Origin of the sequence: Streptomyces huiliensis (assembly GCF_020037025.1) — a bacterium.
Classification (GTDB): domain Bacteria; phylum Actinomycetota; class Actinomycetes; order Streptomycetales; family Streptomycetaceae; genus Streptomyces; species Streptomyces huiliensis.
The window spans coordinates 1-23275 of sequence record NZ_JAIQLH010000207.1 but is presented as its reverse complement, the minus strand read 5'-3'; the positions used below and the strand labels follow the sequence as shown (position 1 = coordinate 23275).

The 23275-nt window shown below is 74.8% G+C and carries 20 protein-coding genes and 2 pseudogenes; 14 read left to right on the top strand and 8 right to left on the bottom strand.

The window, feature by feature from the left end:
* On the top strand, positions 1-911 hold a 911-nt coding region (locus tag JNW98_RS27860), incomplete at its 5' end, for a response regulator transcription factor (protein ID WP_223771073.1).
* Between the two features lie 38 nt (positions 912-949).
* Here JNW98_RS27860 and JNW98_RS27855 read toward each other — a convergent pair.
* Positions 950-1099, bottom strand: a pseudogene (locus tag JNW98_RS27855) (peptidase inhibitor family I36 protein); the annotation flags it as partial.
* A gap of 249 nt (positions 1100-1348) precedes the next feature.
* Here JNW98_RS27855 and JNW98_RS27850 point away from each other — a divergent pair.
* Positions 1349-2530 (top strand): cytochrome P450 family protein, encoded by a 1182-nt coding sequence (locus JNW98_RS27850; RefSeq protein ID WP_223771071.1) that lies wholly within the window; start codon positions 1349-1351, stop codon positions 2528-2530.
* 9 nt (positions 2531-2539) lie between these two features.
* Here the strand turns inward: JNW98_RS27850 and JNW98_RS27845 are convergent, their stop codons facing one another.
* The gene (locus tag JNW98_RS27845) at positions 2540-3016 is read right to left on the bottom strand and encodes a cupin domain-containing protein (protein ID WP_223771070.1); all 477 of its coding nucleotides are present in this window, start codon (positions 3014-3016) and stop codon (positions 2540-2542) included.
* Between the two features lie 112 nt (positions 3017-3128).
* On the opposite strand from JNW98_RS27845, the gene JNW98_RS27840 reads away from it, so the two are divergent.
* The 12 genes and pseudogenes from JNW98_RS27840 to JNW98_RS27785 all read left to right on the top strand — a co-directional run bounded on the left by JNW98_RS27840 (position 3129) and on the right by JNW98_RS27785 (position 13332).
* The gene (locus JNW98_RS27840) at positions 3129-3908 is read left to right on the top strand and encodes a GntR family transcriptional regulator (RefSeq protein ID WP_223771069.1); all 780 of its coding nucleotides are present in this window, start codon (positions 3129-3131) and stop codon (positions 3906-3908) included.
* A gap of 107 nt (positions 3909-4015) precedes the next feature.
* A pseudogene (locus JNW98_RS27835) lies at positions 4016-5190 on the top strand (TIGR03364 family FAD-dependent oxidoreductase).
* 5 nt (positions 5191-5195) lie between these two features.
* Entirely contained in the window at positions 5196-5897 is a 702-nt protein-coding gene (locus JNW98_RS27830; RefSeq protein ID WP_223771068.1) for a phosphonatase-like hydrolase, read from the top strand.
* Entirely contained in the window at positions 5894-7042 is a 1149-nt protein-coding gene (locus JNW98_RS27825; RefSeq protein WP_223771067.1) for an ABC transporter ATP-binding protein, read from the top strand. Before JNW98_RS27830 ends, JNW98_RS27825 begins: the two co-directional genes overlap by 4 nt.
* Positions 7035-7934 carry a 2-aminoethylphosphonate ABC transporter permease subunit gene (locus tag JNW98_RS27820; RefSeq protein WP_223771066.1) on the top strand — a complete coding sequence of 300 codons (900 nt, stop codon included), beginning with the start codon at positions 7035-7037 and terminating at the stop codon, positions 7932-7934. The genes JNW98_RS27825 and JNW98_RS27820 overlap by 8 nt, the downstream gene beginning before the upstream one ends.
* Entirely contained in the window at positions 7921-8712 is a 792-nt protein-coding gene (locus tag JNW98_RS27815) for an ABC transporter permease (RefSeq protein WP_223771065.1), read from the top strand. The genes JNW98_RS27820 and JNW98_RS27815 overlap by 14 nt, the downstream gene beginning before the upstream one ends.
* Positions 8713-8730: 18 nt before the next feature.
* Positions 8731-9792: a 2-aminoethylphosphonate ABC transporter substrate-binding protein gene (locus tag JNW98_RS27810; RefSeq protein ID WP_223771064.1), complete on the top strand. Its 1062-nt coding sequence runs from the start codon at positions 8731-8733 to the stop codon at positions 9790-9792.
* 124 nt (positions 9793-9916) lie between these two features.
* Positions 9917-10192, top strand: a complete 276-nt coding sequence (locus tag JNW98_RS27805) for a YciI-like protein (protein WP_223771063.1) — start codon at positions 9917-9919, stop codon at positions 10190-10192.
* A 229-nt stretch (positions 10193-10421) separates the two neighbouring features.
* Positions 10422-11654: a TerD family protein gene (locus tag JNW98_RS36720; RefSeq protein WP_308015674.1), complete on the top strand. Its 1233-nt coding sequence runs from the start codon at positions 10422-10424 to the stop codon at positions 11652-11654.
* Positions 11655-11722: 68 nt separating this feature from the next.
* Complete coding sequence (locus JNW98_RS27795) at positions 11723-11953, top strand: hypothetical protein (RefSeq protein ID WP_223771062.1); 231 nt, start codon at positions 11723-11725, stop codon at positions 11951-11953.
* A 154-nt stretch (positions 11954-12107) separates the two neighbouring features.
* Positions 12108-12464: a hypothetical protein gene (locus tag JNW98_RS27790; RefSeq protein ID WP_223771061.1), complete on the top strand. Its 357-nt coding sequence runs from the start codon at positions 12108-12110 to the stop codon at positions 12462-12464.
* A 127-nt stretch (positions 12465-12591) separates the two neighbouring features.
* On the top strand, positions 12592-13332 hold the full coding sequence (locus JNW98_RS27785) for an HNH endonuclease family protein (RefSeq protein ID WP_223771060.1): 741 nt from the start codon (positions 12592-12594) through the stop codon (positions 13330-13332).
* Between the two features lie 25 nt (positions 13333-13357).
* Here JNW98_RS27785 and JNW98_RS27780 read toward each other — a convergent pair whose 3' ends face one another.
* From JNW98_RS27780 to JNW98_RS27755, 6 genes are all read right to left on the bottom strand, one after another.
* A complete protein-coding gene (locus tag JNW98_RS27780) occupies positions 13358-18199 on the bottom strand; it encodes a tetratricopeptide repeat protein (RefSeq protein WP_223771059.1) in 4842 nt (1613 codons plus the stop codon).
* 78 nt (positions 18200-18277) lie between these two features.
* Entirely contained in the window at positions 18278-19369 is a 1092-nt protein-coding gene (locus JNW98_RS27775; protein WP_223771074.1) for an IS110 family RNA-guided transposase, read from the bottom strand.
* Between the two features lie 235 nt (positions 19370-19604).
* Positions 19605-19931 carry a trypco2 family protein gene (locus tag JNW98_RS27770; RefSeq protein ID WP_223771058.1) on the bottom strand — a complete coding sequence of 109 codons (327 nt, stop codon included), beginning with the start codon at positions 19929-19931 and terminating at the stop codon, positions 19605-19607.
* 266 nt (positions 19932-20197) lie between these two features.
* Positions 20198-20701: a hypothetical protein gene (locus tag JNW98_RS27765; protein WP_223771057.1), complete on the bottom strand. Its 504-nt coding sequence runs from the start codon at positions 20699-20701 to the stop codon at positions 20198-20200.
* Positions 20702-20842: 141 nt separating this feature from the next.
* The gene (locus tag JNW98_RS36715) at positions 20843-21871 is read right to left on the bottom strand and encodes a helix-turn-helix transcriptional regulator (protein ID WP_223771056.1); all 1029 of its coding nucleotides are present in this window, start codon (positions 21869-21871) and stop codon (positions 20843-20845) included.
* Positions 21872-21950: 79 nt separating this feature from the next.
* A partial coding sequence (locus tag JNW98_RS27755; RefSeq protein ID WP_223771055.1) for an SDR family NAD(P)-dependent oxidoreductase occupies positions 21951-23275 on the bottom strand: 1325 nt, incomplete at its 5' end.

Here is a 23275-nt window from a genome sequence, read left to right as displayed (position 1 = left end):
ACCGGGCGGCGTCGCTGGTCTTCGTGGGGCGCTTCGCCGAGGCCCGGGACCTGCTGGCCGAGGCCGCGGCCGTCGAGGAACCGGTCGGCGCGGCGACGAGTATGGTCTCCAAGGCCCTGCTCTACGCGTATCAGGGGCGGAAGCGGCCGGCCCTGGAACTGGCCGAGGCCATGGAGAGGGACGGCGAGCAGCGCGGCCTGGGCCGCCTCACCGCCATGGCGGCGTGCGCGCGGGCCGTGCTCCACAACGGCCTGGGCGAGTACCCGCTCGCCATGGAAGCGGCGCTCCGCGGTGGGGAGTACCAGGACCTCGTCGTCCACCACTGGACGTGCGCCGAGCTGGTCGAGGCCGCGACCCGGGCCGGCCGGCCGGACGTGGCGGCCCGGGCGCGCGGGCGGCTGGCCGAGTGGGGGGAGGCCGGCACGCCCTGGGCCCTCGGCGCGCTGGCGGTCGCCGACGCCCTGGCCGGAGAGCCGGGGCGGGCCGAGGACCGCTACCGCGAGGCCGCCGACCACTTCGGCCGCGGTGGGCTCGACGTGCTCCAGGCCCGGGCCCGGCTGCTGTTCGGCGAGTGGCTGCGCCGCCGGAACCGGCGGACCGAGGCCCGCACCGAGCTGCGCGCGGCACACGACGCGGCCTCCGCCATCGGCATGGAGGCGTACGCCGAGCGGGCCCGGCAGGAGCTGCTCGCCACCGGCGAGACCGTCCGCAGACGGACCGCCGGCCCGCCCGTCCTGACCCCGCAGGAGGCCCGGATAGCCCGGCTCGCGGCCGCCGGGCACCCGAACGCGGAGATCGGCGCGCAGCTGTTCCTCAGCCCGCGCACGGTCGAGTGGCACCTGCGCAAGGTCTTCACCAAGCTGGGGGTGTCGTCCCGCCGCGAGATCGAAGGGGCCTTCGCCGACCGCTGACCGCATCGGATCGCATCGCCTGCCGGACTCCTTCCGGATCAGCGGGACTTGAAGGAGCTGATCTTGTCGTTGATCCATGGCGGGACGGAGGCCCACTTCTTCCCGGGACCGATCTCGAACTCCAGGCCGCCGTAGCTGTTGTGCTCGTAGAAGCAGATGCTGCTCCGGGTGTTGTTCACGACCGAGGAGGCCTGGTTCTGTCACAAGGGGGTTGCTCCGAGCGGTCGGTCCGCGGAGCAACACCACTGTGCCGTGGGAGACACACGGGCGGCTTGAGTCATCTGACTGCTCTCGCGGCCGAGAATCGACCGAGCGGCCGTCACCGAGCGGCCGTCACCGAGCGGCCGTCACCGAGCGGCCGGCAGCCGGCAGCCGCGAGCGAGAGACTGGGACCGAGAGACCGGCCAGGACGAGAAGAAGGAAGCAGTTCCGACATCATGAACGACCCGCTGTCGAGCCCGGAGTTCCTCCGCGACCCCTATCCCTTCTACGACGAACTCCGGGCGGCGGGCCCGGTGCGGCGGATGGCCACCGGATCCGGGGGCCGGGCCGGCTACCTCGTGACCGGGTACGCCGAGGCGAAGGCGGCCTTCACGGAGCCGGGGCTGTCGAAGGACACGGCCCGCTTCTTCGCCGGGCGTTCCTCGGGGCGCGACCTGCACCCCGCGGTCGCCCGCACCATGCTCGCCACCGACCCGCCGGACCACACCCGGCTGCGCCGCCTCGCGACCAAGGCGTTCACGACCGGCGCCGTCGGCCGGCTGCGCCCGTACATCCGGCAGACCGCCGAGCGCCTCCTCGACGAGTTCCCGGAGAGCGGTGAGGCCGACCTGGTCGCGGGGCTCGCCGTCCCGCTGCCGGTCACGGTGATCTGCCAGCTGCTCGGTGTGCCCGAAGGGGACCGGGAGCGGGTGCGCGGCTGGTCGGACGAGCTCTTCGCCGCCGGGCAGCCGCAGCGGATCGACGCGGCCTCCCACGCCGTGGCCGGCTACATGGCCGACCTCGTCGAGGCCAAACGCCGGACCCCGGACGACGGCCTGCTGTCCGGCCTCGTCACCGCCCGGGACGACGGCGACCGGCTCGACGAGGACGAACTCGTCTCCCTCGCCGTCCTCCTGCTCATCGCCGGCCACGAGACCACCACGAACTTCATCGGCAACGCCGTCCTGGCCCTCCTCCGGCACCCCGCGCTCCTCGACCGGGTACGGACCGAACCCGGCCTCCTGAACGGCGTGCTGGAGGAACTGCTGCGCTATGACTCGCCGGTCGGCCTCGCCACCTTCCGCTTCAGCACCCGGCCCGTCACCCTCGGCGGGACCGACATCCCGGCCGGCGTCCCCGTGCTCATCTCGCCCGGCGCCGCCAACCGCGACCCCGCCCGGTACCCGGCGCCCGAGCGCCCCGACCCCGAGCGCGGCGCCAAGGGACACCTGGCGTTCGGCCACGGCATCCACCGCTGCCTGGGCGCGCCGCTCGCGCTGGCCGAGGCGGAGATCGCCCTGCACGCGCTGCTGACCCGGTTCCCCGGGCTGCGCCTCGCCGTGCCGGCCGACGGGCTCCGGTGGCGGCGGACGCGGCTCATGCGGGGGCTGGAGGCCCTGCCGGTGTGTACGGGGTAGCGGCCGAGATCATCCGGCGTCGCAGTGGGAAAGGTCCGTGTCCGCCAACGGCTTCCCCTTCGGGGTCATGTACGTGGCCCAGAGCACGAGGGGAGTGGTCCCCTCGTTGCGGCCCTCGTGGACGTAGCCCTTGCCCTCGGTGATGGAGTCGCCGGTCCGGTACACGTGCACCCCGCCGGGGTACACGGGCGCGTAGTGGGTGAGCGTGCCGGCCTTCACGACGCCGACCAGCTGGCCGTGATGGCAGTGCCGGCCGGTGCCGCCGCCCGGCGGGATGGTGATCGTGCGGAAGTCGACCTGCAAGGGGCCGTCGACCGCCACCTTCACCGGTCCGGTCTGCGTTCCGCGCGCGACCTCCTCGATCCGGGGCGCCGGGCCGGTGGCGGCGTCCGAGGGGAGACAGAACGCCGCCGTCGCCACCAGCGCCGCCGCGGTGACGGCCGACTGCCGTCCGCGCGCGGGTATGGAGCGTCTCGAAAGTCTCATGGGTCGTCCTCTTTCCCTTCGGTGGTGTCGCGTACCTGTATTCCCCTCGCGCGGGCGCCGAACGCGCGGCACCACGGCACGTTCCCGGATCCCCGGGTGCGAAGATCGCGGCGTGAACACGCATACGCACGACGAGCCCGGCCGCCCGCCCGGCGCCCCGGTGCGGGCCGGCATTCCCGAACACGGCCGGATCCCCAAGTACTACGCGGTCAAGACGCGGATCGCCGGACTGCTCGACGACCTGGGGGAGGGCGGCCCGCTGCCCACCGAACGGGAGCTGGCCGCACGCTTCGAGGTGTCCCGGGAGACCGTGCGGCAGGCCCTTCGTGAGCTGCTGCTGGAGGGGCGGCTGCGGCGGATGGGGCGCGGTACGGTCGTCGCCGGGCCGAAGCTGGAACAGCCGCTCGCCCTCGCCAGCTACACCGAGGGCGTCCGCCGCCAGGGCCGCCGCCCCGGGCGCACCCTCGTCGGCCTGGACCGGCTCGCCTGCCCGGCCGCCCTCGCCCCCGACCTCGGGGTCGAACCCCTCGCCCCCGTCTGGCACTTGGAGCGCGTGCTGCTCGCCGACGACGAACGCGTCGGGCTGGAGAGCACGTACGTGGCGGTGGAGCGGGCGCCGCGACTGGACACGGACTTCGCGCCGGACTCCTCCTTCTACGGCTATCTGCGCGAGCGTCTCGGCATCGGGTTCGGGGACGCGGACGAGCGGCTGGAGACCGTCCTGGCCACCCCGCGCGAGGCCCTGCTGATCGGCACGCCGCCCGCGCTGCCCATGCTGCTCATCCACCGGGTGTCGCGGGACACGGAGGGCCGGCCGCTGGAGCGCGTCCGGTCGCTCTACCGCGGCGACCGGTTCTCCTTCACCGCCCACCTGCGCGGCGGGAGCCACTGAGTAAGTCACGGAACGATAACGGGTCTAGGCCAGGTTTGGCGCCCGGTTTCCCGCCGCGTCGCCGTACGGTCGCCCGCGCGTCACCCGTGCCGACGACCGTTCACGTCATGCGAGTCATAGTCGTCGGAGCCGGCGTGCTGGGAACCATGCACGCCTGGCAGGCAGTCCAGCGCGGCCACGAGGTCGTGCACATCGAGCGCGAGGCGGAGGCCCGGGGCGCCTCCGTCCGCAACTTCGGCCTGATCTGGGTCAGCGGCCGGGCCGCGGGCGAGGAACTGGCCACCGCCCTGCGGGCCCGCGCGCTGTGGGAGGAGATCGGCACCGCCGTCCCCGGCCTCGGCTTCCGCGCCAACGGATCGCTCACGGCCGTCACCACCGACGCCGAACTCGCCGTCGCCCGCCAGGCGTCGGCCCGGCCCGACGCCGCCGACCGCGGCCTGCGCCTCCTCACCCCCGACGAGGCACGGGCCGCCAACCCGGCCCTGCGCGGCACCCTCCTCGGCGCCCTGGCCTGCGACCGGGACGCCGCCGTCGAACCCCGCACCGCCCAACGTGCGTTGCAGGACGCCCTGCTCCGCTCCGGCCGCTACGCCTTCCTCGGCGGGCGCGAGGCCCGCGACGTCGTGGACACCGCCGGCGGGCCCGCCGTCCGCGACGACCGCGGCGAGACGCACGGCGGCGACGCGGTCGTGCTCTGCACCGGCGCCCACCTGGGCGGCCTCGTCCGCGAACTCGCGCCCCGACTGCCGGTACGCCGCGTGCGGTTGCAGATGATGCAGACCGCACCGCTCGGTGAGCCGCTCACCACCTCCGTCGCCGACGCCGACAGCTTCCGCTACTACCCCGCCTACTCCGGCACCGCCCTCGACGCGATGGCCGCCGCGCAGGCCCAGCCCCCGGCCGCCGCCGAGCACCGGATGCAACTCCTCATGGTGCAGCGCGCGGACGGCGGGCTCACCATCGGCGACACCCACGAGTACGCCGAGCCGTTCGCGTTCGACGTCGACGAGGCCCCGTACGAGCACCTCGCCGCCGTCGCCGAGGCGCTCCTCGGCCGGCCCCTGCCGCCCGTCCGGCGACGCTGGGCCGGCGTCTACGCCCAGTGCGCGGACACCACCCGCGTCGTCCACCGCGAGCGGCTCGGCGACGGCATCCGACTGGTGACCGGCCCCGGCGGGCGCGGCTCGGCGCCGGCAGCCGACGGGTGACCGGCCCCGGCGGGCGCGGCATGACCTGCTCCCCGGCGATCGCCGAGGCCACCGCGGACGAGATGGGCTGGTGAGGAACATGACCCCGCGCACCGACCTGGTCGTGCTCGACATGGCCGGCACCACCGTCGCCGACGACGGACTGGTCGAGCGGGCCTTCGACGCCGCCGCACGGGCCCTCGGCACGGAGCCCGGCACCGCCCGCCACGACGAGCAACTCGCCCACGTCCGCGCCACGATGGGCGAATCGAAGATCACCGTCTTCCGGCACCTCTTCCCCGGCGACGAGGAGCGGGCCCGGCGCGCCAACGCGGCGTTCGAGTCCGCCTACGGGCACCTGGTCGCCGAAGGCCACTGCGCGCCCCTGCCGGGCGCCCGCGAGGCGATCGAACGGCTCCGCGCCGACGGCCGCACCGTCGTCCTCACCACCGGCTTCGCCCGCGTCACCCAGGACGCCATCCTGGCCGCCCTCGGCTGGACGGACCTCGCCGACCTCACCCTCTGCCCGGCCGACGCCGGCGGCCGCGGCCGCCCGTACCCCGACATGGTCCTCACCGCCCTGCTGCGCACCCGCGCCGCCGCCGACGTCCGGCGGGTCGCGGTCGCGGGCGACACCGCCTCCGACATGCGCTCCGGCACCCGGGCCGGGGCGGCCGTCGTCGCCGGCGTCCTGACCGGAGCCCATGACGAGGCCGCGCTCCGCGCCGCCGGAGCGACCCACGTCCTCCGCTCCGTGGCCGAACTCCCCGGCCTGCTCGCGCGGTTGGAGGGAGGCCGGTGAGCACGGGCATCCGCTTCGACGGCGTGACGGTCGCCTACGGCGGGAACGTCGTCCTCGACGCGTTCGACCTCACCGTCGAACCCGGCGAGGTCATGGCCCTGCTCGGGCCGTCCGGCTCCGGCAAGACCACCGCCCTCCGCGCGGTCGCCGGCTTCGTCCGGCCGCGCGCCGGACGGGTGTTCATCGGAGACGAGGACGTCACCGACCTGCCGCCCCACCGGCGCGGCATCGGCATGGTCGTCCAGCAGTACGCCCTCTTCCCCCACCTACGAGTCGACGCCAACGTCGCCTTCGGCCTCAAGGCCCGCGGAACGCCACGCGCGGAGACCGCCGCGCGCGTCACGGAGGCGCTAGAGACGACCGGCATGGCCGCCTACGCCCGGCGCTACCCGCGCGAGCTCTCCGGCGGCCAGCAGCAACGCGTCGCCATCGCCCGGGCCCTGGCCATCCGGCCCGGCGTGCTCCTCTTCGACGAGCCGCTCTCGGCCCTCGACGCCCGGCTGCGCTCCGGCATGCTCGCCGAACTCGCCCGCCTCCACCGCGAGCTGCCGGACGTCAGCATGCTCTACGTCACCCACGACCAGGGCGAGGCGCTCACGCTCGCCGACCGCATCGCCGTCATGGACCGCGCCCGGCTGCGGGACTGCGGCACCCCGCGCGACCTCTACCGGCGCCCGCGCACCGCGTTCACGGCCTCCTTCGTCGGCAGCGCCAACCTCCTGCCCGTGACGGTCACCGGCCGCGGCGTACGCCTCGGCGACACGGACCTGGACGTGCCGACCGGCGACGCCGCGGCGGGCGCCCGGGCCACGCTGTGCCTCCGCCCGCACCTGGTCGGGCTGGGGGAGGGCGCCAACGCGGTGCGCGGGACGGTCGCCGCGGTGCAGTGGCGCGGCGCCACCCACCGCCTGGAGGTGGACGTCGCCGGGCACCGCGTCACGGCCGACGTACGCGAGCTGCGCGAGACGCCCCCGCCCGGTACCGAGGTCACGCTGCACTTCGCCCCCGACGACGCGGTGCTGCTGCCGGCGGGCGGGGTGGCGGACGAGACGGCGGGCGGTGAGGCAGGTGATCCGGCGGACGAGGTGGTCGGCGAGGCGGTCGGCGAGGCGGCGGGCGTGCCCGGAGGTGCCGTCCATGGTTAGCGTCCTGCCGGCACCCGCGCGGATGGCCGCCCCCGCCCGCACGCGGCGGATCCCGGCCTGGACCCTGGTGCTCCCGCCCGTCACCGCCCTCGGCCTCGTCTTCCTGTACCCCCTCGCCCTCGTCCTGTGGCAGTCCGTCTCCCCGGACGGCGGTGGACACGGGTTCGCCGCCTACGCCGAGGTCTTCGGGCAGGCCGCGTTCCGGAACGCCCTCCTCGACACGGTGCTCATCGCCGCCGGCGCGACCGCCGGCGCCCTGCTCCTCGGCTTCGCCCTCGCCTTGGTCATCGCCTTCGTGCCGCTTCCGGGAGGCAGGGCGATCGGACGGTTCGTCGACGTCTTCCTGTCCTTCCCCTCCTTCCTCATCACCCTCGCGCTGCTGTTCGTCTACGGCAACGCCGGTCTGGCGAACGGCGTGTGGACCGGGATGACCGGGGCCGCGACCGGCCCGTTCGACTTCCTCCACACGCGCTGGGGCGTGGTCCTCGCGGAAGTCACCTACTTCACGCCGTTCGTGATGCGCCCGCTGCTCGCCGCCTTCTCGCAGCTCGACACCGCGCAGCTCGACGTCGCGGCCTCGCTCGGCGCCCGCGCCCCGCGGATCGTCCGGCAGGTCGTCCTGCCCGAGGTGCTGCCCGCCCTGGCGGCCGGCGGCTCGCTCGTCCTGGTCATGAGCCTCAACGAGTTCGGCATCGTCCTCTTCACCGGCGCGAAGGGCGTGACGACCCTGCCCGTCCTCGTCTACGGCAAGGCCATCCTGGAAGGGGACTGGACCGGCGCCTGCGTGGTCGCCGTCGTCAACATCGCCCTGTCGCTGGCGCTGTACGGGCTCTACCGGACGCTCACCGCCCGAACCGCCCGCCCGGAAGGAGAACGCCGTGCTCGTGCATAGCCGCCGCGCCCGGTGGGCGGTCCAGGGCGTCTTCCTCGCCCTGTTCCTGCCCGTGTTCGCGCTGCCGTTCCTCGTCGTCGTGGCCGCCTCCCTGGCCACCCAGTGGAGCGGAGCCCTCCCCTCCGGCGCGACGCTCGACCACTACCGGACCGCCGTCCGCGGCGAGGCGCTCGACGCCCTGACCACCAGCGTGCTCACCGCCCTCGCCGCCTCGGCGCTCGCCCTCGCCACCGGCACCTGGGCGGCCCTCGCGGCCCGGGGCCCGCGCGCCCGCCGCGTCGTCGGGGCGCTGTTCGTCCTGCCGGTGGCCGTACCGTCCGTGGTCGTCGGGCTCGCCCTGCTCGTCGCCTTCTCCGAGCCCCCGTTCCTGCTCAACGGGACGCCCACGATCGTCGTCCTGGCCCATGCGATCCTGGTGACGGCCTTCGCCCACCAGTCCGTCGCGGCGGCCCTGGACCGGCTCGACCCCGCCTACGAGCAGGCCGCCGCGAGCCTCGGGGCGAGCCCCCTCCGCGTCCTGCTGCGGGTGAGGCTGCCGCTCCTGCTGCCGTCCCTCTCCGCGGCGGCGGGCCTCTGCTTCGCCCTCTCGATGGGCGAGCTCAGCGCCACGATGATGCTGTACCCGCCCGACTGGCTGCCGCTGCCCGTCAAGGTCTTCGCCGCCACCGACCGCGGCGCCCTCTTCCCCGGTGCCGCGCTCGCCGTCGTCCTCGTCACCACCACGCTCCTCGTGCTCCTCGCGGTCTCCCGCGTCCGCACCCGAGCCTCCTACCGCTGACCCGAAGGAGTACCGACCGTGCCCCGCCCCCGTACGCCGCTCCCGCTCGTCCCGTACCTCGTCCCGCTCCTCGCCCTCCCGCTCACCGCCTGCGGCGGGACGGCCGACGCCGGGGCGAAGGAGATCACCGTCTACAGCGCCGACGGCCTCAAGGCCGAGGACGGCACCGGCTTCTACGACAAGGTCTTCGAGGACTTCACGAAGAAGACCGGCATCAAGGTCCGCTACGTCGAGGGCGGTTCGGGCGAGATCGTGCAGCGCCTGGCCCGGGAGAAGTCCAACACCAAGGCCGACGTCGTCGTCACCCTGCCGCCCTTCGTCCAACAGGCGGACGGCAAGGGCCTGCTCGCCGCCTACCGGCCCGCGGGCTCGGAGCGGGTCGCGGACGGCGACAAGGACCCGGCCGGCAAGTGGACGGCGGTCGTCAACAACTACTTCTGCTTCATCCACAACACCAAGGAGCTCCAGGGCGGTCCGCCGAAGACCTGGAAGAACCTCCTGGACGGCCGGTTCAAGGGCAGACTCCAGTACTCCACCCCCGGGGTCGCGGGCGACGGCACGGCCGTCCTCATCAAGGCCATGCACGATCTCGGCGGCAAGGAGCCCGCCATGGCCTACCTCAAGGAACTCCAGGAGAACAACGTCGGCCCCTCCAAGTCCACCGGCCAGCTCGCCCCGAAGGTCGACAAGGGCGAACTCCTCGTCGCCAACGGGGACGTCCAGATGAACTTCGCCAACATGAAGACCATGCCGAACCAGGGCATCTTCTTCCCCGCCGGCGACAGCGGAAAGCCCACCACCTTCGCTCTCCCGTACGCGGCCGGGCTGGTGCGGAACGCTCCGCACACCGAGAACGCCAAGAAGTTCCTGGACCACCTCCTCACCGAGGGGGTGCAGCGCGACGTCTCGGCCGCCGGCGGCGGCTTCGCGGCCCGCACGGACGTCAAGGCGACCGACCCGAACGCCGCCGCGCTCGCCCGCCTCATGCGGGGCGTCGAGGTCTTCCGCCCCGACTGGGCCGACGTCGACAGGAACCTCGCCTCGTACGTCGCGGCGTGGCGGGAGGCCACCGGCAGCTGACGGCGCGGCGCCGCGGGCCGGTGCCTGGGGCGTGGAGCGGAGCGGCCGGATCCGGTCGGCCGGTCCCGCCCGCGCAGTAGGGTGCGGCGGAGAACCGGCCACCGAGCGGCGGAGGACGAACGCCATGGCGTACTACGTGCTGGAATACGCGCTCGCCGACGACTACGTCGAACGGAGGGCGCCCCTCCGCGAAGAGCACCTGGGCCTCGCACGCGAGGCGCACGACCGGGGCGCCCTCGTCCTGGGCGGGGCCTTGGGCGAACCCATGGACCGGGCGTTGATGGTGTGGCGGGTCGACGACCCCGCCGTCGTCGCGGAGTTCGCCGAACGGGACCCGTACGTGCGGCACGGGCTGGTCACGGCGTGGACCGTGCGGCCGTGGGCCGTCGCCGTGGGGTGACGTCGGCCGGTCCGGTACGGGCGTCGCCCCACGGCACACTCTCCTTGCTCTCGTCCGCTTCCGGGGTGGGGCGACCCCGAAGGTTCTCCTGTTGCGCAAGCGCTAAAGTATGCGCGGCGAGCGGTGACGTGACGACGCGTCGGCCCTGTGGGGAGCGCGCTTGCCGTACGTCGTGCAGCAGGGAAACCGGATGAGCCCCGGCCGGGGCGGTGGTGAAGGGAAATCGGGGATGGGTGTGCCCCTGACCAAGGGCGGCAACGTCTCGCTGAGCGGGCAGGCCCCCGGGCTGACCGCGGTGACGGTCGGACTGGGCTGGCAGGTGGCTCCGGGGTGTGACCTGGACGCCAGCGCGCTGCTGTGCGACCGGTCCGGGAGGGTGCTCTCCGACGGGCATTTCGTCTTCTTCAACAACCTGACCAGCCCCGACGGTTCCGTCCGGCACGGCGGGGACGCCGGGGGCGAAGGTGACGCCCAGCGGATCCACATCGAGCTCGGCCGGGTCCCGGCCGAGGTCACGAAGATCGTCTTTCCGGTGTCCCTGTACGAGGCGGAGGCCCGCGGCCAGGACTTCCGGCAGGTCCGCGGCGCCCACATCCGGGTGACCGACCGGGACGGCGGCGCCGAACTGGCCCGCTACGCGCTCGGGGCCGGAGACGCCGGGGACGAGACCGCGATGGTCTTCGGGGAGCTGTACCGGCACGGCGCGGAGTGGAAGTTCCGGGCGGTGGGGCAGGGTTACGCCTCCGGGCTCGCGGGCATCGCCGCCGACTACGGGGTGGACGTCCTGCGGGACGCGGCGCCGGTTTCCGTCGAGCCGCCCGCCGCTTCCCCGGGGATCCGGAAGGCCGCCGAAGACGCCCCGGCTCCGGCCCCGGCCCCGGCCGCGGCTCCGGCCGTACCCGCGTCGACTTCGACTCCGACTCCGACGCCGACAGTCGTCGTCCCGTCCGCGGCCCCCGCGCACTCCGCGCCGACGCTCGCGGCGGTACCCCAGCATCCTGCGCACCCCACGCAGCCCACCCACCCCACGCACCCCGTAGGGAGTCCTTCCATGACGTGCTTCTTCGACCCGAGCCACGGCCCCGGCATGACGACGGTGTCCTGGTCCCCGCAGTGGGGCGTGCCCCGGCCGGTCCAGGCGTGCGGCGGTTGCGCCCACCGCGTGCAGACCACCCCGCCGCCGTACTACACCGCGCCCCAGGCGGGGTACCCGCAGGCCGGTTACCCGCAGCCCGTGCAGCAGCAGGGGTATCCGCAGGCCCCCCAGCAGGGTTACCCCGCCGCGCAACCGGCCCCGCACGCGGAGCCGCAGCAGGGCGGCGGGCAGCAGGGCGGGCGCCGCTTCGGCACCGGCGCGCTCATCGGCGCGGGCGCCGCCGGTCTCGTCGGCGGCGCGCTGCTGAACGAGGCGTTCGACGACGACGAGCCGGACGTGGTCGTCAACAACTACTACGAGGACTGAGGCACCTCCGGCCGCCGCCCCGGGAGCCGCCATTTGTTCCATACTTGCGCAATGCGTAAAGTATCCCCATGGCGGATGACGGTGTGTGGGGGCAGGAGACCGCGGTGCTGACCGGCGGGCCGGCCGACCGGGTCAGGATCAAGGTGACCGGCCGGCCGGCGGTCGTGCAGGTCACGCTCCCTTGCGTCGTCGAAGGCGCCGTAGTCGACATGCGCGTGGACGCGTTGTACGTGTACCGGCGCGACGTCCGCGTGGACGACGAGCCCCTGCGCTACGGCTTCGACCCGGTCAGCCCCTGATTCCGCCGCCCCCCCGTGGGACCGCCGCCGCGTCGGGGCGATTCTCCGGCGCATGCGGTTGTCCGATTGCGCACTTGGGCAAGTCATGGGCGCGGCCCGGCGGCCGCTCGTCGCCGCCGTCGCGGCGCGACGACTCGTCCGAAGGGGGCTGCGGATGGCGCGGGACAGGACGGCACCGGCGGGCGGCGGTGACCTGCTCATCAGTGCGGCGGTCGCGGAAATCGAAGGTCTGTACACGGAGTTGCACGGCGGGCGCGGCGAGCGGCACCGGGACCACGTCCTCGCCGACCTCGCCAAGGCCGGCCGGCGCCTCGCCTCCGCCGCGCGCGCCGCACAGAACGCGCCGGCCGGCGAGGCCGCCCGCCCGCGCTCGCGCCGGGAGCGCCGGCGGTTCCTGGCGGCCCGGGGCGCCGACCGGTGGCTGACGTTCGCCATGGGCGGCGGCGGAAGACGGAGACGGCTGCTCCGGCGCGGGTCGCGGGCGTCCGCGCCCGGCAGCCGTACCACCTGAGGGGGCGCGGCCCGGGGTCGGCCGGCCGGCCGACCGTTCCAGCCGCGATCCCGCGGTTTTCCCGGCAACAGCCCCTCTGGTATCACTTGTTCACCATCTATCGCTTATCGCACGAAATGAGGCCCTGGTGCCGTTCCCGACCCGCTCCCGGCGTACCGGCGCCGTCGCCGCGTCCCTGCTGCTGCCGGTGCTGCTGACGGCGTGTTCCAAGGGCCGGGACGACAAGCCCGGCGGAACCGCCGACGGCAAGCCGGGCTCCGTCCGGGCGGCGCTGGCGGAACTGCCGGTCAAGAAGGCGGCCTCCAAGGACGGCTACGACCGGAAGAAGGGCTTCGGCCAGGCGTGGTCCGACCGGACCGGCGCCCCCGGCGCCGACAACGGCTGCGACACCCGCAACGACATCCTCCGGCGGGACCTGAAGGACCCGAAGCTGGACGGCGGTTCGAAGTGCACGGTGACGTCCGGCACCCTCGCGGACCCCTACACCGGCAAGACCATCCGCTTCCGGCGCGGCGCGCAGTCCTCGGCGGTGCAGATCGACCACATCGTGGCCCTCTCCGACGCCTGGCGGACCGGCGCGCGCAAGCTCTCGCAGGCCGAGCGCGAGGCCCTCGCCAACGACCCGCTCAACCTCGTCGCCGCCGACGGGCCGGCCAACATGGGCAAGGGCGACAAGAACGCCGCCGACTGGCTGCCCGCGAACCAACGGTACGCCTGCGACTACGTCGCCCGGCAGATCGCGGTGAAGCGGCAGTACAAGCTGTGGGTGACGCCCGCCGAGCACGACTCGATGAGCAAGGTCCTCAAGACCTGCCCCGCCCGCGCGGTGCCCACGGCGAAGAGCCCCGAGGTCGTCCTGAAGCACTGATTCCGTCTTCGGACGTGAAGCGCCCTCACTCCGGGTCCGGGCCGGTGAGGCGCGCGTACGTGTCCGCCACCACGTCGAGGTACGGCGCGGTGAGCCCCGGTTCGGTCTCGGTCATCGCCCGCCACAGGGCGGCCGCCTCGGCGATGGCGTCCCGCGCCTCCGCCCGCCGGGCGTCCGCGAGCAGCCGGGTCCTGGCGAACGCGAAGAGGGCGAACGCGAGGTGGTCCCGGTGCGCCGCGCGGTGGCGGGCGGTCAGGCCGCGGCTCAGGGAGACCGCCCGGGCGGTCAGGTCCAGGGCCGCCGCGTGCCGTCCGGCTTCGCTCAGCCGCAGGGCGTGGTGGGCCAGGGCCCAGACGAGGAGCGGCCCGCCGGTCACGGCGTCGTCCGCCGCCACCCGTTCGGACACGGCCAGGGCCTCCGCCGAGACACCGAGGGCCTCCGCCCAGACGCCGACGCCCGCCTCGCGCGCCGGTGAGCCGAGTGCCAGGAGGCGGCCGAGGTCGGTCAGCGTCAGGGCCAGCACCCTCCCGTGGGCGGGATCGGCGTCCGCCAGGCCGCGGGCGAGGCCGACGGCCTCCCGGGCGTAGGCCAACCCCTCGGCCGCCCGGCCGCTCTCCACGAGGTGCACGCCCAGCCCGGCGCGGGCCAGGACGCGGACGACGTCGCGTTCGCCGGCGGGCGGCAGGGCGTCCGCGACGGTGACGGCCCGGCGCAGGGTCTCCCCGGCTTCCCGCAGGCCGGCGTTGTGCCGGAGGCAGCCGAGGACCCACAGCGCGTACGCCAGCGGGCCCCGGCCGCTCCCGTCCCGCCGCGCGGGGTCGCCGAGCAGTCCGGCCACCTCCTCGGCGACGGGCAGCGCCTCGGGGCGCCGCCCCGTCTCGATCAGGTACGTCGTCAGGCAGGACAGCGCCGGGAGCAGCCGGGGCGCGGGGGCCGCGGAGCCTCGGCCGGGCGGCTGCCGGAGTGCGGTGACGGCCCGGCGCATGACGTCCGCCGCGTCGTCCGGGCGGCCCGCCGCGGCCAGTTGCGTACCGAGCACGAACAACGCGTCGCCGTACGCCGGGTCGTGGCCGGTGTCCTGCTCCCGGCCCAGCAGGCGGCGGCCGGCCTCGATGGACTCCTCCAGCACGGACAGCGCCTCCGCCGCCTGCCCGGCCCGGGAGCGCAGGAGCCAGAGACCGGACAGCGCCGTGGCGAACCCGCGGGTGTACGCGTCGTCCGCGTCCCGCTCGACGAGGCCGCGGTACAGCTCCACCGCTTCGGCCGCCGCCGCCACGGCGTCCTCCGTCCGCCCCCCGTCGTCCAGACCGCGCGCCCGGGCCAGCAGGGCCTCCGCCAGGGCGGCCCGGGCCCTGCCGGACGCGCCGGCCGCCACCGAGCGGCGACGGAGGCGGATCACGTCCTCAGCCACCGCCAGGGCCTCGTCCGGTCTCCCGACCCCGTGCAGCCGGCGGGAGAGGTTGTGCAGGGCGCAGGCAAGGTCGTCGACCGGGGCGTCGGGGCGCTGCCGGACGAGTTCGCGGTACAGGGCGGCCGACTCCTCGCCGGCCAGTACGGCCTCCTCCGCCCGCCCGGTCTCCTCCAGTTGGGAGGCCAGGGTGTCCAGACTCATGGCGAGATCGGCCCGGAAGGCCCCGGGCGCCGCCGTGAACAGGGGCCGGTAGAGGCCGACGGCCTCCCGGGCGGCCTCCAGCGCGTCCGCCGGCCGTCCCACGTCGTTCAGCCGGTGGGCGTAGGTGTTGAGGGAGTTGGCGAGCCGGTGCCCGAACCCGGCGGGTTCCCGTGTCACCAGGTCCCGGTAGAGGGCGACGGCCTCGGCGGCCCGGGCCAGCGCCTCGGCCGGCCGCCCCGCCTCGCCCAGGTCGACGGCGAGGGAGTGCACGCTGAGCGCCAGGTCGGCGAGGTAGGCACCGGGGCGCTCCGCGGCCAGCCCGCTCCGGATGCGGACGGCCTCCTCGGCCGCCTCCAGCGCGTCCCGCGTCCGGCCCGCGAGGTGCAGGCCGGTGGAGTGCGTGCCCAGGCTGCGGGCGACGCCGTTGCGGAAGGCGTCGGGGCGCCGCTCGGCCAGGGACCGGTAATGGGCGACGGCCTCCGCGCTCGCCGTCAGCGCCTCCTCGACGCGTCCGCACTCCGTCAGCCAGATGGCCTGGTTGTTCAGGGCAGCGGCGAGCTCCGGCAGGGCCTCGTCGCCGCGTTCCGCGACGAGGCCCTGCCGGATGCCGACCTCCTCGTCCATCGCCGTCATCGCCGCCTCGGGGCGGCCCAGTTCGCCCTTGGCCTGGGCGAGCGCGCCCAGGCCGTGCGCCAGGCCGGACCGGAACGCGTACGCGTCCGGCTGGGCGCGGTGCAGCGCGCGGTAGAACTCGACGGCTTCCTCGGCGGGCGCCAGGGCCTCCTGCCGGCGGCCCAGGGCCCGGGCCATCAGCGACAGGTTGTGCAGGACGGCGGCCAGGTGCGGTTCGTAGGCGGCCGGATCCTCCGCCGCGAGCCGCCGGTAGAGGCCGACGGCCTCCTCGGTGGCGGCGTATGCCTCTCGGGCCCGCCCCACGTCACCGAGGCGGCCGGTCAGCCGGCGCAGCGCCAGGGCCAGGCCGGGGAGCCGGGCGGCGTCCTCGGCGGCCCACTCGCGGTGGATGCCGACGAGCCGCTCGGCCACCTTCGCGGCCAACGGGCCCAGGGCGTGCGTCGGCCGCGGCAGGCGGTCGGCCAGGTCCTGGAGTTCCTCCGGCGTGGCGCCCGGCGCGTCGGCCAGCTCTTCCAACGCGGCCACCAGCGGCTGCGGCCGCTCGACGCGCGTGGTGACGTCGACGGCGGGGTGGGCCAGCACGTCACGGCGGCGTACGCACAGGTCGGTGAGGGGCGCGTCGAGGGCGTCGACGTGGGCGGGGTGGGCGGCCGCCCGGGCGTAGACGGTGAGCAGCTGGGTGGTCTGGGCGTCGGTGAGGCCGTGTGAGGCGTGGCCGTTCGAGCGGTGGCCGTACGAGGCGTGGCCGTACCTGGGGTGCCCGTGTGACGCGCCGTCGTGCGACGCGCGGTCGCCCGCCGCCGGCGTCCCGTCGCCGAGCAGGTCCGGCGCCAGGTCGGGGTTTCTGATCAGCCGCCTCCCGACGAAGTACTCGGCCAGCCGGTCCGGCCGCAGGGAGCCCCACGCCCTGCCGTCGCGGGGCGGGTAGAGCGCGGCGATCCAGCGGGCGAGGGACCGGTGGCACGCCCGTCCGCGGTCACCGAGGTAGGAGATGCGGCCCAGCAGGGCCTCCGCCTGGTGGCGGGTGTCGGCACCGCACAGGAAGGCCGCGGCGAGGGCGTCCTCGCGGCTCTCCGTGTCCAGGTCCGGGGGCAGGTGTTGCCGGGCGGCCCGATCCCAGTACTCGGACTCGTGGTCGAGCAGCCGCTTCTCGACGCGCACGGTCTCGGGCGCGGCCGTGGCCGCCGGCCGGTCCGCCGCGGTACGGACGGCCTCGTCCAGGAGGTCGGCCAGCGCGGTCATGTGCAGGGTGAGCGCCCGGTCCAGACTGGGACCGGCCAGCCGGGCGGGCTCCCGCCGTACGGCGTCGGTCACCGCGGCGGCCACCGCGGGCCAGGGGTGGTGCTCCTGGCCGGGGAGGTCCCGCAGAGCGCGGGCCAGATGCTCCACGGCGGCCCGGTAGGCCCCGGCACGGCCTTCGGGATGTGGTTCCAGCGGCGGTAGCGGAATTCCGGCCAGGCCGTCGAGGATGTCCCGGGTGGCACTGTTGGCCCGCCGCGCGGGCCGCCACCAGTCGTCGTCGGCGGTGCGGGCGAGCAGCAGCACCTTGAACGGCTCCGGGACCGGGCGGGCGACGACCGCCGTGAGCAGGGCGGTCAGCTGCTCGACACGGGTCTCGGCGTAGTCGAGGACCACCAGCACAGGAACGGCCGTGTCGGCGAGCGCCGCCAGATGCTCGGCCTCCGCGGCCTTCTTCGGCCACACCACTGCCGTGCGCCCGCCGGCCAGATGGACCGTCAGTTCGAGGGCCAGCCGCGTCTTGCCCTGCCCGCCCGGCCCGTGCACCAGCCGCACGTCGAGACCGGGCCGCGCGCACCATTCCCGCAAGTCCTCGAGCAGCTCCTCGCGGCCACGGAAGGGGACCACGGCGTGGCCTGCCTCCAGGAGCGCGGCGGGTGAGGCCGGCGGGTCCGGCACCGCGGGGCGGTCGTCGAGGCCGGACTTCACCCCGGCCCACTCCGCCGGCTCCGCCACGGTCCCGACACCGTGTTCCGCCAGGATCCGGCGGAACCCGTCGTCGCGGAGGAGGACGTAGGCCGGCGCCACCTCCAGCCGGGTGTGCTCGAAGCCGCCGAAGTCCGTGCAGATCACCCCGGTGAGCAGCCCGTCGCAGAACATCGCCGCGCCCGAAAGGCCCGCCCAGGGCGAGATCTTCCGCCCGGAGTCGTCGGTGCACGGAACGACCCGCTCCGTCAGGCGCATGAGGTGGCGGTTGGCGACGGAGCGGTCCGCCCGGTTGACGGTTCCCCGCAGGTGCAGGATCTCCGCCGCCTGGTCCTTCCGCTGGACGGCGGCCGGCAGGCCCCAGGTCTCGCAGCCGGTCTCGGGCCGGTCGGTGACGAGCCGTCCCCACCGGGTGGGCGCGGCCGGACGCGGCGCGCCCGCCGCGTCCGGGTGCCCGTCGTCGAAGCGGAGCAGGGCAGCGTCGTCGCGTTCCCCGGGCGTGCCCCGCCAGGCCACTGTCGCGGCGTACTGCCCGTCCTCGCCGGGGCGGAAGAAGGTCACCGTCCTGCCCACCGCCGGCACGACGTGCGCCGAGGTCAGGACGAGACCCGGCGCGATGACGTACCCCGACCCCGTCTCCCCCGGCCCGTCCACCCCGACCAGCAGGTCACCGCTCACCGTGCCGCCCCGCCCGTCCGTGTTCCCCGCGCGCCTGGATCGCTCGTCCCCCGCCCGGCCGCGATGCTCCTATGGATGTCAAGCGGCTTCGGTGAGGTCGCTTTGTGTGGTTTGCCGGGCGGTGGTGCGGTGGTCGAGGGACCGTAGGAGGACGCGGTAGACCTCGCGTGCGACGTGCCGTTTGAGGCAGCGCATGATGTCCTTCTTCGACAGTCCCTGCCGGGTGCGCCGTTCCATGTAGGTGCGGGTGCGTTCGTCCCAGCGCAGACGGCAGAGCACGATGGTGTGCAGAGCGTGGTTGGCCGCCCGGTCGCCGCCCCGGTTGAGCCGGTGGCGGTCCTGGCGGCCGGAGGAGGCAGGTATCGGCGCGACACCGCACAGGTGGGCGAAGGCGGCTTCGGAGTGCAGCCGGTCGGGGTTGTCTCCGGCGGTCGCCAGCAGCTGCCCGGCCACGTCCGCGCCGACGCCCTGCAGGGCCAGCAGCTCGGGGGCGGCCTTGGCGGTGAGCGTCTTCAGCTCTGCCTCCAGCTCGTTGATCTCCTCGGTCAGGGCCAGGATCCGCCTGCCCAGCCGGCGCAGGGCGGCCTTGGCCGCGTGCAGCGGGTCGGCGAGGTCGTCACCGGGCCGCAGCCGGGCGCAGGCTTTCGCGAGCTGGGCGGCGGCCAGTCCGCGCAGCGGGGCGCGCAGGGTCTCGGGCGCGGTGACCAGCAGCTGGCGGGCCTGGTTGACCGCCTGGGTGCGGGACTTCACAGCCGAGCGGCGCGGCACCCGCAGGGCGCGCACGGCTTCCACGACACCGGTGCGGGTCTTGGGTGTCCCGGCAGCCCGGCCGGAGGCGACCGCCACGGCGGCGGCGTAGGCGTCGATCGGGTCGGACTTGCCCTTCAGCCTGCGGGTTTTACGGTCCGGCCGGTCGACTTCGACGACCTTCAGTCCCACTTCGCGCAGGACGCGGGCGAGTTCGGCGCCGTAGGCGCCGGTGCCTTCCACGCCGACCGCGGTCACGGTGCCCTGGGCGAGCAGCCAGGCCAGGAGCTTGCGGTATCCGGGGCCGGTGGCCTCGAACTCCCGGTCGGCCAGGTGGCGGCCGAGGCGGTCGACGACTGCCGCGTGGTGGGTCTCGCTGTGCGTGTCGACGCCGCCTGTGACTTCCAGGGCCTGGTCCGTCATGCTGGTCACTGCCGTCCTCTCGCTGATCCCGGTGGGGCGGCACGCGCCGGCCGGGCGGGCGGACAGGACAGTGGCGGGGCTTCTTGACCAAGCTCCTATAAGGTCACGGTCGCCCGTTCCGGTCGCGTGCGAGGTGGCTCCTCCGAGCGGATCGACAAATCCCAAACAAGACAGTCGAGACGTCGGTCAGTCCGTGAGTCAGACCCGTCGGAGAAGCCACGTCACATCCTCACTGTCAGTCCTCGATACGGCCGGTCACGGGACCCGGGCCGGGCTCCGCCGACCGCCTGCGGCGGATCAGGACGTCCCCGTCGAGCCCTTCCGGCGTCAGCGCCACCTTCACCCGGTGCGTACGGCCCCGGGCCACGCCCGCCTCGCCGTCACCGGAGACCACCCAGGTCCGGAAGCCCGCCTTCGCCTTGACGTCCCGCCGGAGTTCGACGGTGAACTCCAGCTCGATCGGCCCCACCCGGAACCTGATCTCCTGACCCTCGCCACCTGCGGCGGCCTGGGTCAGTTCGTCGCGCAACGCGGCCACCGCGGCCGCCAGTTCGATCTCCATGCCTGCAACCCCCCGTGCATGACGCCGATGTGCTCCGGCGGATGCCGCAGGAGACGTCATAGACGGTACAGGCGGGGTGGCCGGGAGAGAGGGGATTCACCGGTACTGCCCGTCGTCAACTGCCGGGCAGTACCGGTGAACCGTGGTGCCGGACGCTTCCGTCAGGCCGGGGCCCCCGCCGGCCCTCCCTCTGCGCCCGGTCCGCACCTGCCGCCCCGTGTCGGCAGGCGGTCTCCCCTGCCCCGGTCCCCTTCCCCGGCGGCGGGTCAGGCGATCGGGACGTCGACCTGGCGGTTGCGCTGGCTCGGGGCCAGGTTGTCCTGGTCGGCGTGGCGCCGGGTGCCGTCGGAGAAGAACAGGGTCGTCCGGACGTTGAGCTTCCAGGTGTCGTGGCCGTTCGGCTCGATTCTGATGCGCAGCCGCCCGTCGCGCATGGTCGACCAGGTCGCGGGCTCCGTCAGGCTCAGGGCGTACGGACCGTCGGCGTCCCCGTCCGAGAACTCGTCGTCCCCGAAGTGCTCGCCGAGGGTGCCGATGGTCTTGTTGGTGCGGTCCGTCACCGACGTGAAGACCTTGGTGTCGTGGTCCTTGTTGTCGTAGGTGGTGTAGAAGGTCACCTCGACCGCCGTGAGGGTCGCCTCGTCCTGCGTCTGCGACGGAGCCGTCGTCCGCACGCTGTCGGCCGTCCCGGCAGCCTGGGCGGTCCCCACCCCCACGCCGGACACCAACAGCCCCGCGATCATCGCCGTTCCCATCGCCTTCTTGCTCATCCTGCGCACCATGGCGCATCCCCTCCCGTTGACTTCCGCTTGCTCGTTCACCACGACTATGGCTTCGGGCGGCGGCCTTCCGGCATCCCCAACATTGGGGATGCCGGGGGAGGGCTCCGGTGTGGTCGGTACGCGGGAGGGTCAGCAGTCGAGTACGGCGAGCAGTTCACCGCGGCCGTTGACGCCGGTCTTCCGGAACACCGCCTTCACATGGGTGTTGACGGTGTGCAGGGACACCGCGAGGCTGCGGGCGATCTGCTTGGGCGCCGCCCCGGAGTACAGCTGCCGCAGGACCAGGCCCTCCCGGGCGGTGAGCCCGTGCCAGGCCGCGAACGTGGACAGCAGCGGGGCGCCGGTGGCCTCCTGGAAGACCACGGCGACGTCGCCGGTGCCGTCCTCGTCGAGGGGCTGGGCGTGCACGGCGACCCGCCGGCCGAGGAACGCCGGGGGACTGCACGCGAGTGGGCGGGGAGCGCCCGGGTCGACGAGGTGGCGGCGCGCGGCGAGGGAGATCTCCGTCATCGACACGAGGGGCATCCACCGCGGCGCCATGCCGTGGTCGGGACTGATCTCCCGCATCCACGCGCGGGCTTCGGGGGTGACGGAACGCACCCGGTGGTCGGGGCCGACGATGACGACCCCCGTCGGCAGGTGCGCGACGCCCGGCGGCGGTCCCGCGGTGGCGTACCCGCGCAGGAGGGCGATCAGCAGCGGCGCGAGCCGGACGAGCCGGCCGGCGTCGTCCTCGTCGAACGGTCTTCCGCCCGCTTCCCGGATCAGGGCCAGCACGCCCCACGGCCCCTGGCCGTCGCGCAGCAGCAACCGCGCCTCGCACCCGGCTCCGTGGGCCGCGAGCGTGTCCAGTACGCGCCGGTGCCCCGGAGTGGAATCTCTGGTTCTGTCGAACAGGCCTACCGGCGAAGGGAGGCGGGCGATGTCGGCGGGGCCGAATGGGTCGTCCCCCAGGTAGGCGTCGAACAGCTGCGCCTGGACGAGGTCGGGGCTGAAGCCGTGCAGGAAGCCGAACGAGACGGCGCCGGTGGCCGGATTCATGCCGAACAGCCGGAGCCCGTCGTGCGCGACCCAGGGGGCCACGGCCTCCGACACCAGAGCCGCCAGTTCGTCCTGTACGAAGCGTTCCCCCGCCGCTGCCCTCAGGCAACGGGACACCCTCTCCTCATCACCCACGCACCGACTATGGCCCCGCCACCGGATCCGGTCCAGCGACGGGGCCGTGGGGTGGCCGAAGTCAGCGCCGGCGCCGTCCCGTCGAGCGGGCCGCGCGGCGGCGGGCGGCGCGGTCGGCGGCCGGGGGACGGGGGGTGTCGGGGGTGTCAGGGGTGGTGGACGGTGGGGTTTCGAGGGAGGTGAGGAAGGCGGCGAGGGTCGCGACGGTGGGGTGGCGGAAGAGGTCGACCATGGAGAACTCGCGGTCCAGGGCGGCCTGGAGGGCGCCGTGGACGCGGGCCATGAGGAGCGAGTGGCCGCCGAGGTCGAAGAAGTTCTCGTCCGGGCCCACCCGGTCCACACCCAGGACCTCGCACCACACCCGGGCGACCAGCTGCTGGGTCCGCCCCGCCGGGGCCCCGCCCGGGCTCGTACCGGGGTGGTCGGCGCGCTGGAGGGCAACGCGGTCCACGGCGCCGTCCGGGGTGCGGGGGAGACGGTCGCGGGTCAGCTCACGGGCCGGGAGTGCCGTGCCGTATCTGTCGTGTGGGGCGGGCGACTTGACGGTCCGGGGTTCCGTGTGGGCGGTGAGGGACGTGGCCGCGCGGGCCGGGGCGTCCAGCGCGCCGCGGATCCGCGGGCGGGCCGGGTCCAGGCCGACCAGGACGTGCGGCCGGTCCAGGCGCAGCGCGTGGACGAACGACCGTACGCCCTCGGCGCGGCCGATGGGCCGGTACCCGCGGGCGCGGCCGGGCTCGGCCAGGCCGCGGCCGGCGCTCATGCCGGTCTCGTCCCACAGGCTCCAGGCGATCGACGTGAAGCTCCGGCCCCGCTCGCGGGCGGTGCGGGCCAGCGCGTCGAGATGGGCGTTGGCCGCCGCGTAGGCGCTCACCATGGCGCCGCCGAAGGTGCCGTTCACGGATGAGAAGGCGATGAGGGGGGTCTCCTCGGCCGCGTCGCCGAGCGCGTCGAGCAGGGCGCGGGTGCCGGCGGTCTTGGGGGCCAGGACCTCGGCCAGGTCCTCCACTGACTGCTCCAGGAACGGGCGTTGGCGGAACGTGCCCGCCAGGTGCAGCACCGCCGTCGGGGCGAGCGACCAGCGGTCGGCCGCCTTGTCCAGGGCGGTGCGGATCTCGTCGGCGCGGCTGATGTCCGCCGTCGCGTACAGCACGTGCTCGCTCCGGGCGCGCAGCGCGCGGTAGGCGGCGAGGCGGCGGCCGGCCGTGGTGTCCGCCTCGGCCTCCGGTGTCTCCTCCGGCGGGAGTTCAGTGCGGCCGAGGACCAGCAGCCGGGCGTCGTAGGCGTCGAGGAGGTGCGCGCAGATCTCCGTGCCGAGGCCGCCCAGGCCGCCGGTGACGACGACGAGACCGCCGCGCCGGAACGGCGCCGGGGCCGCCGCGCCGGCCG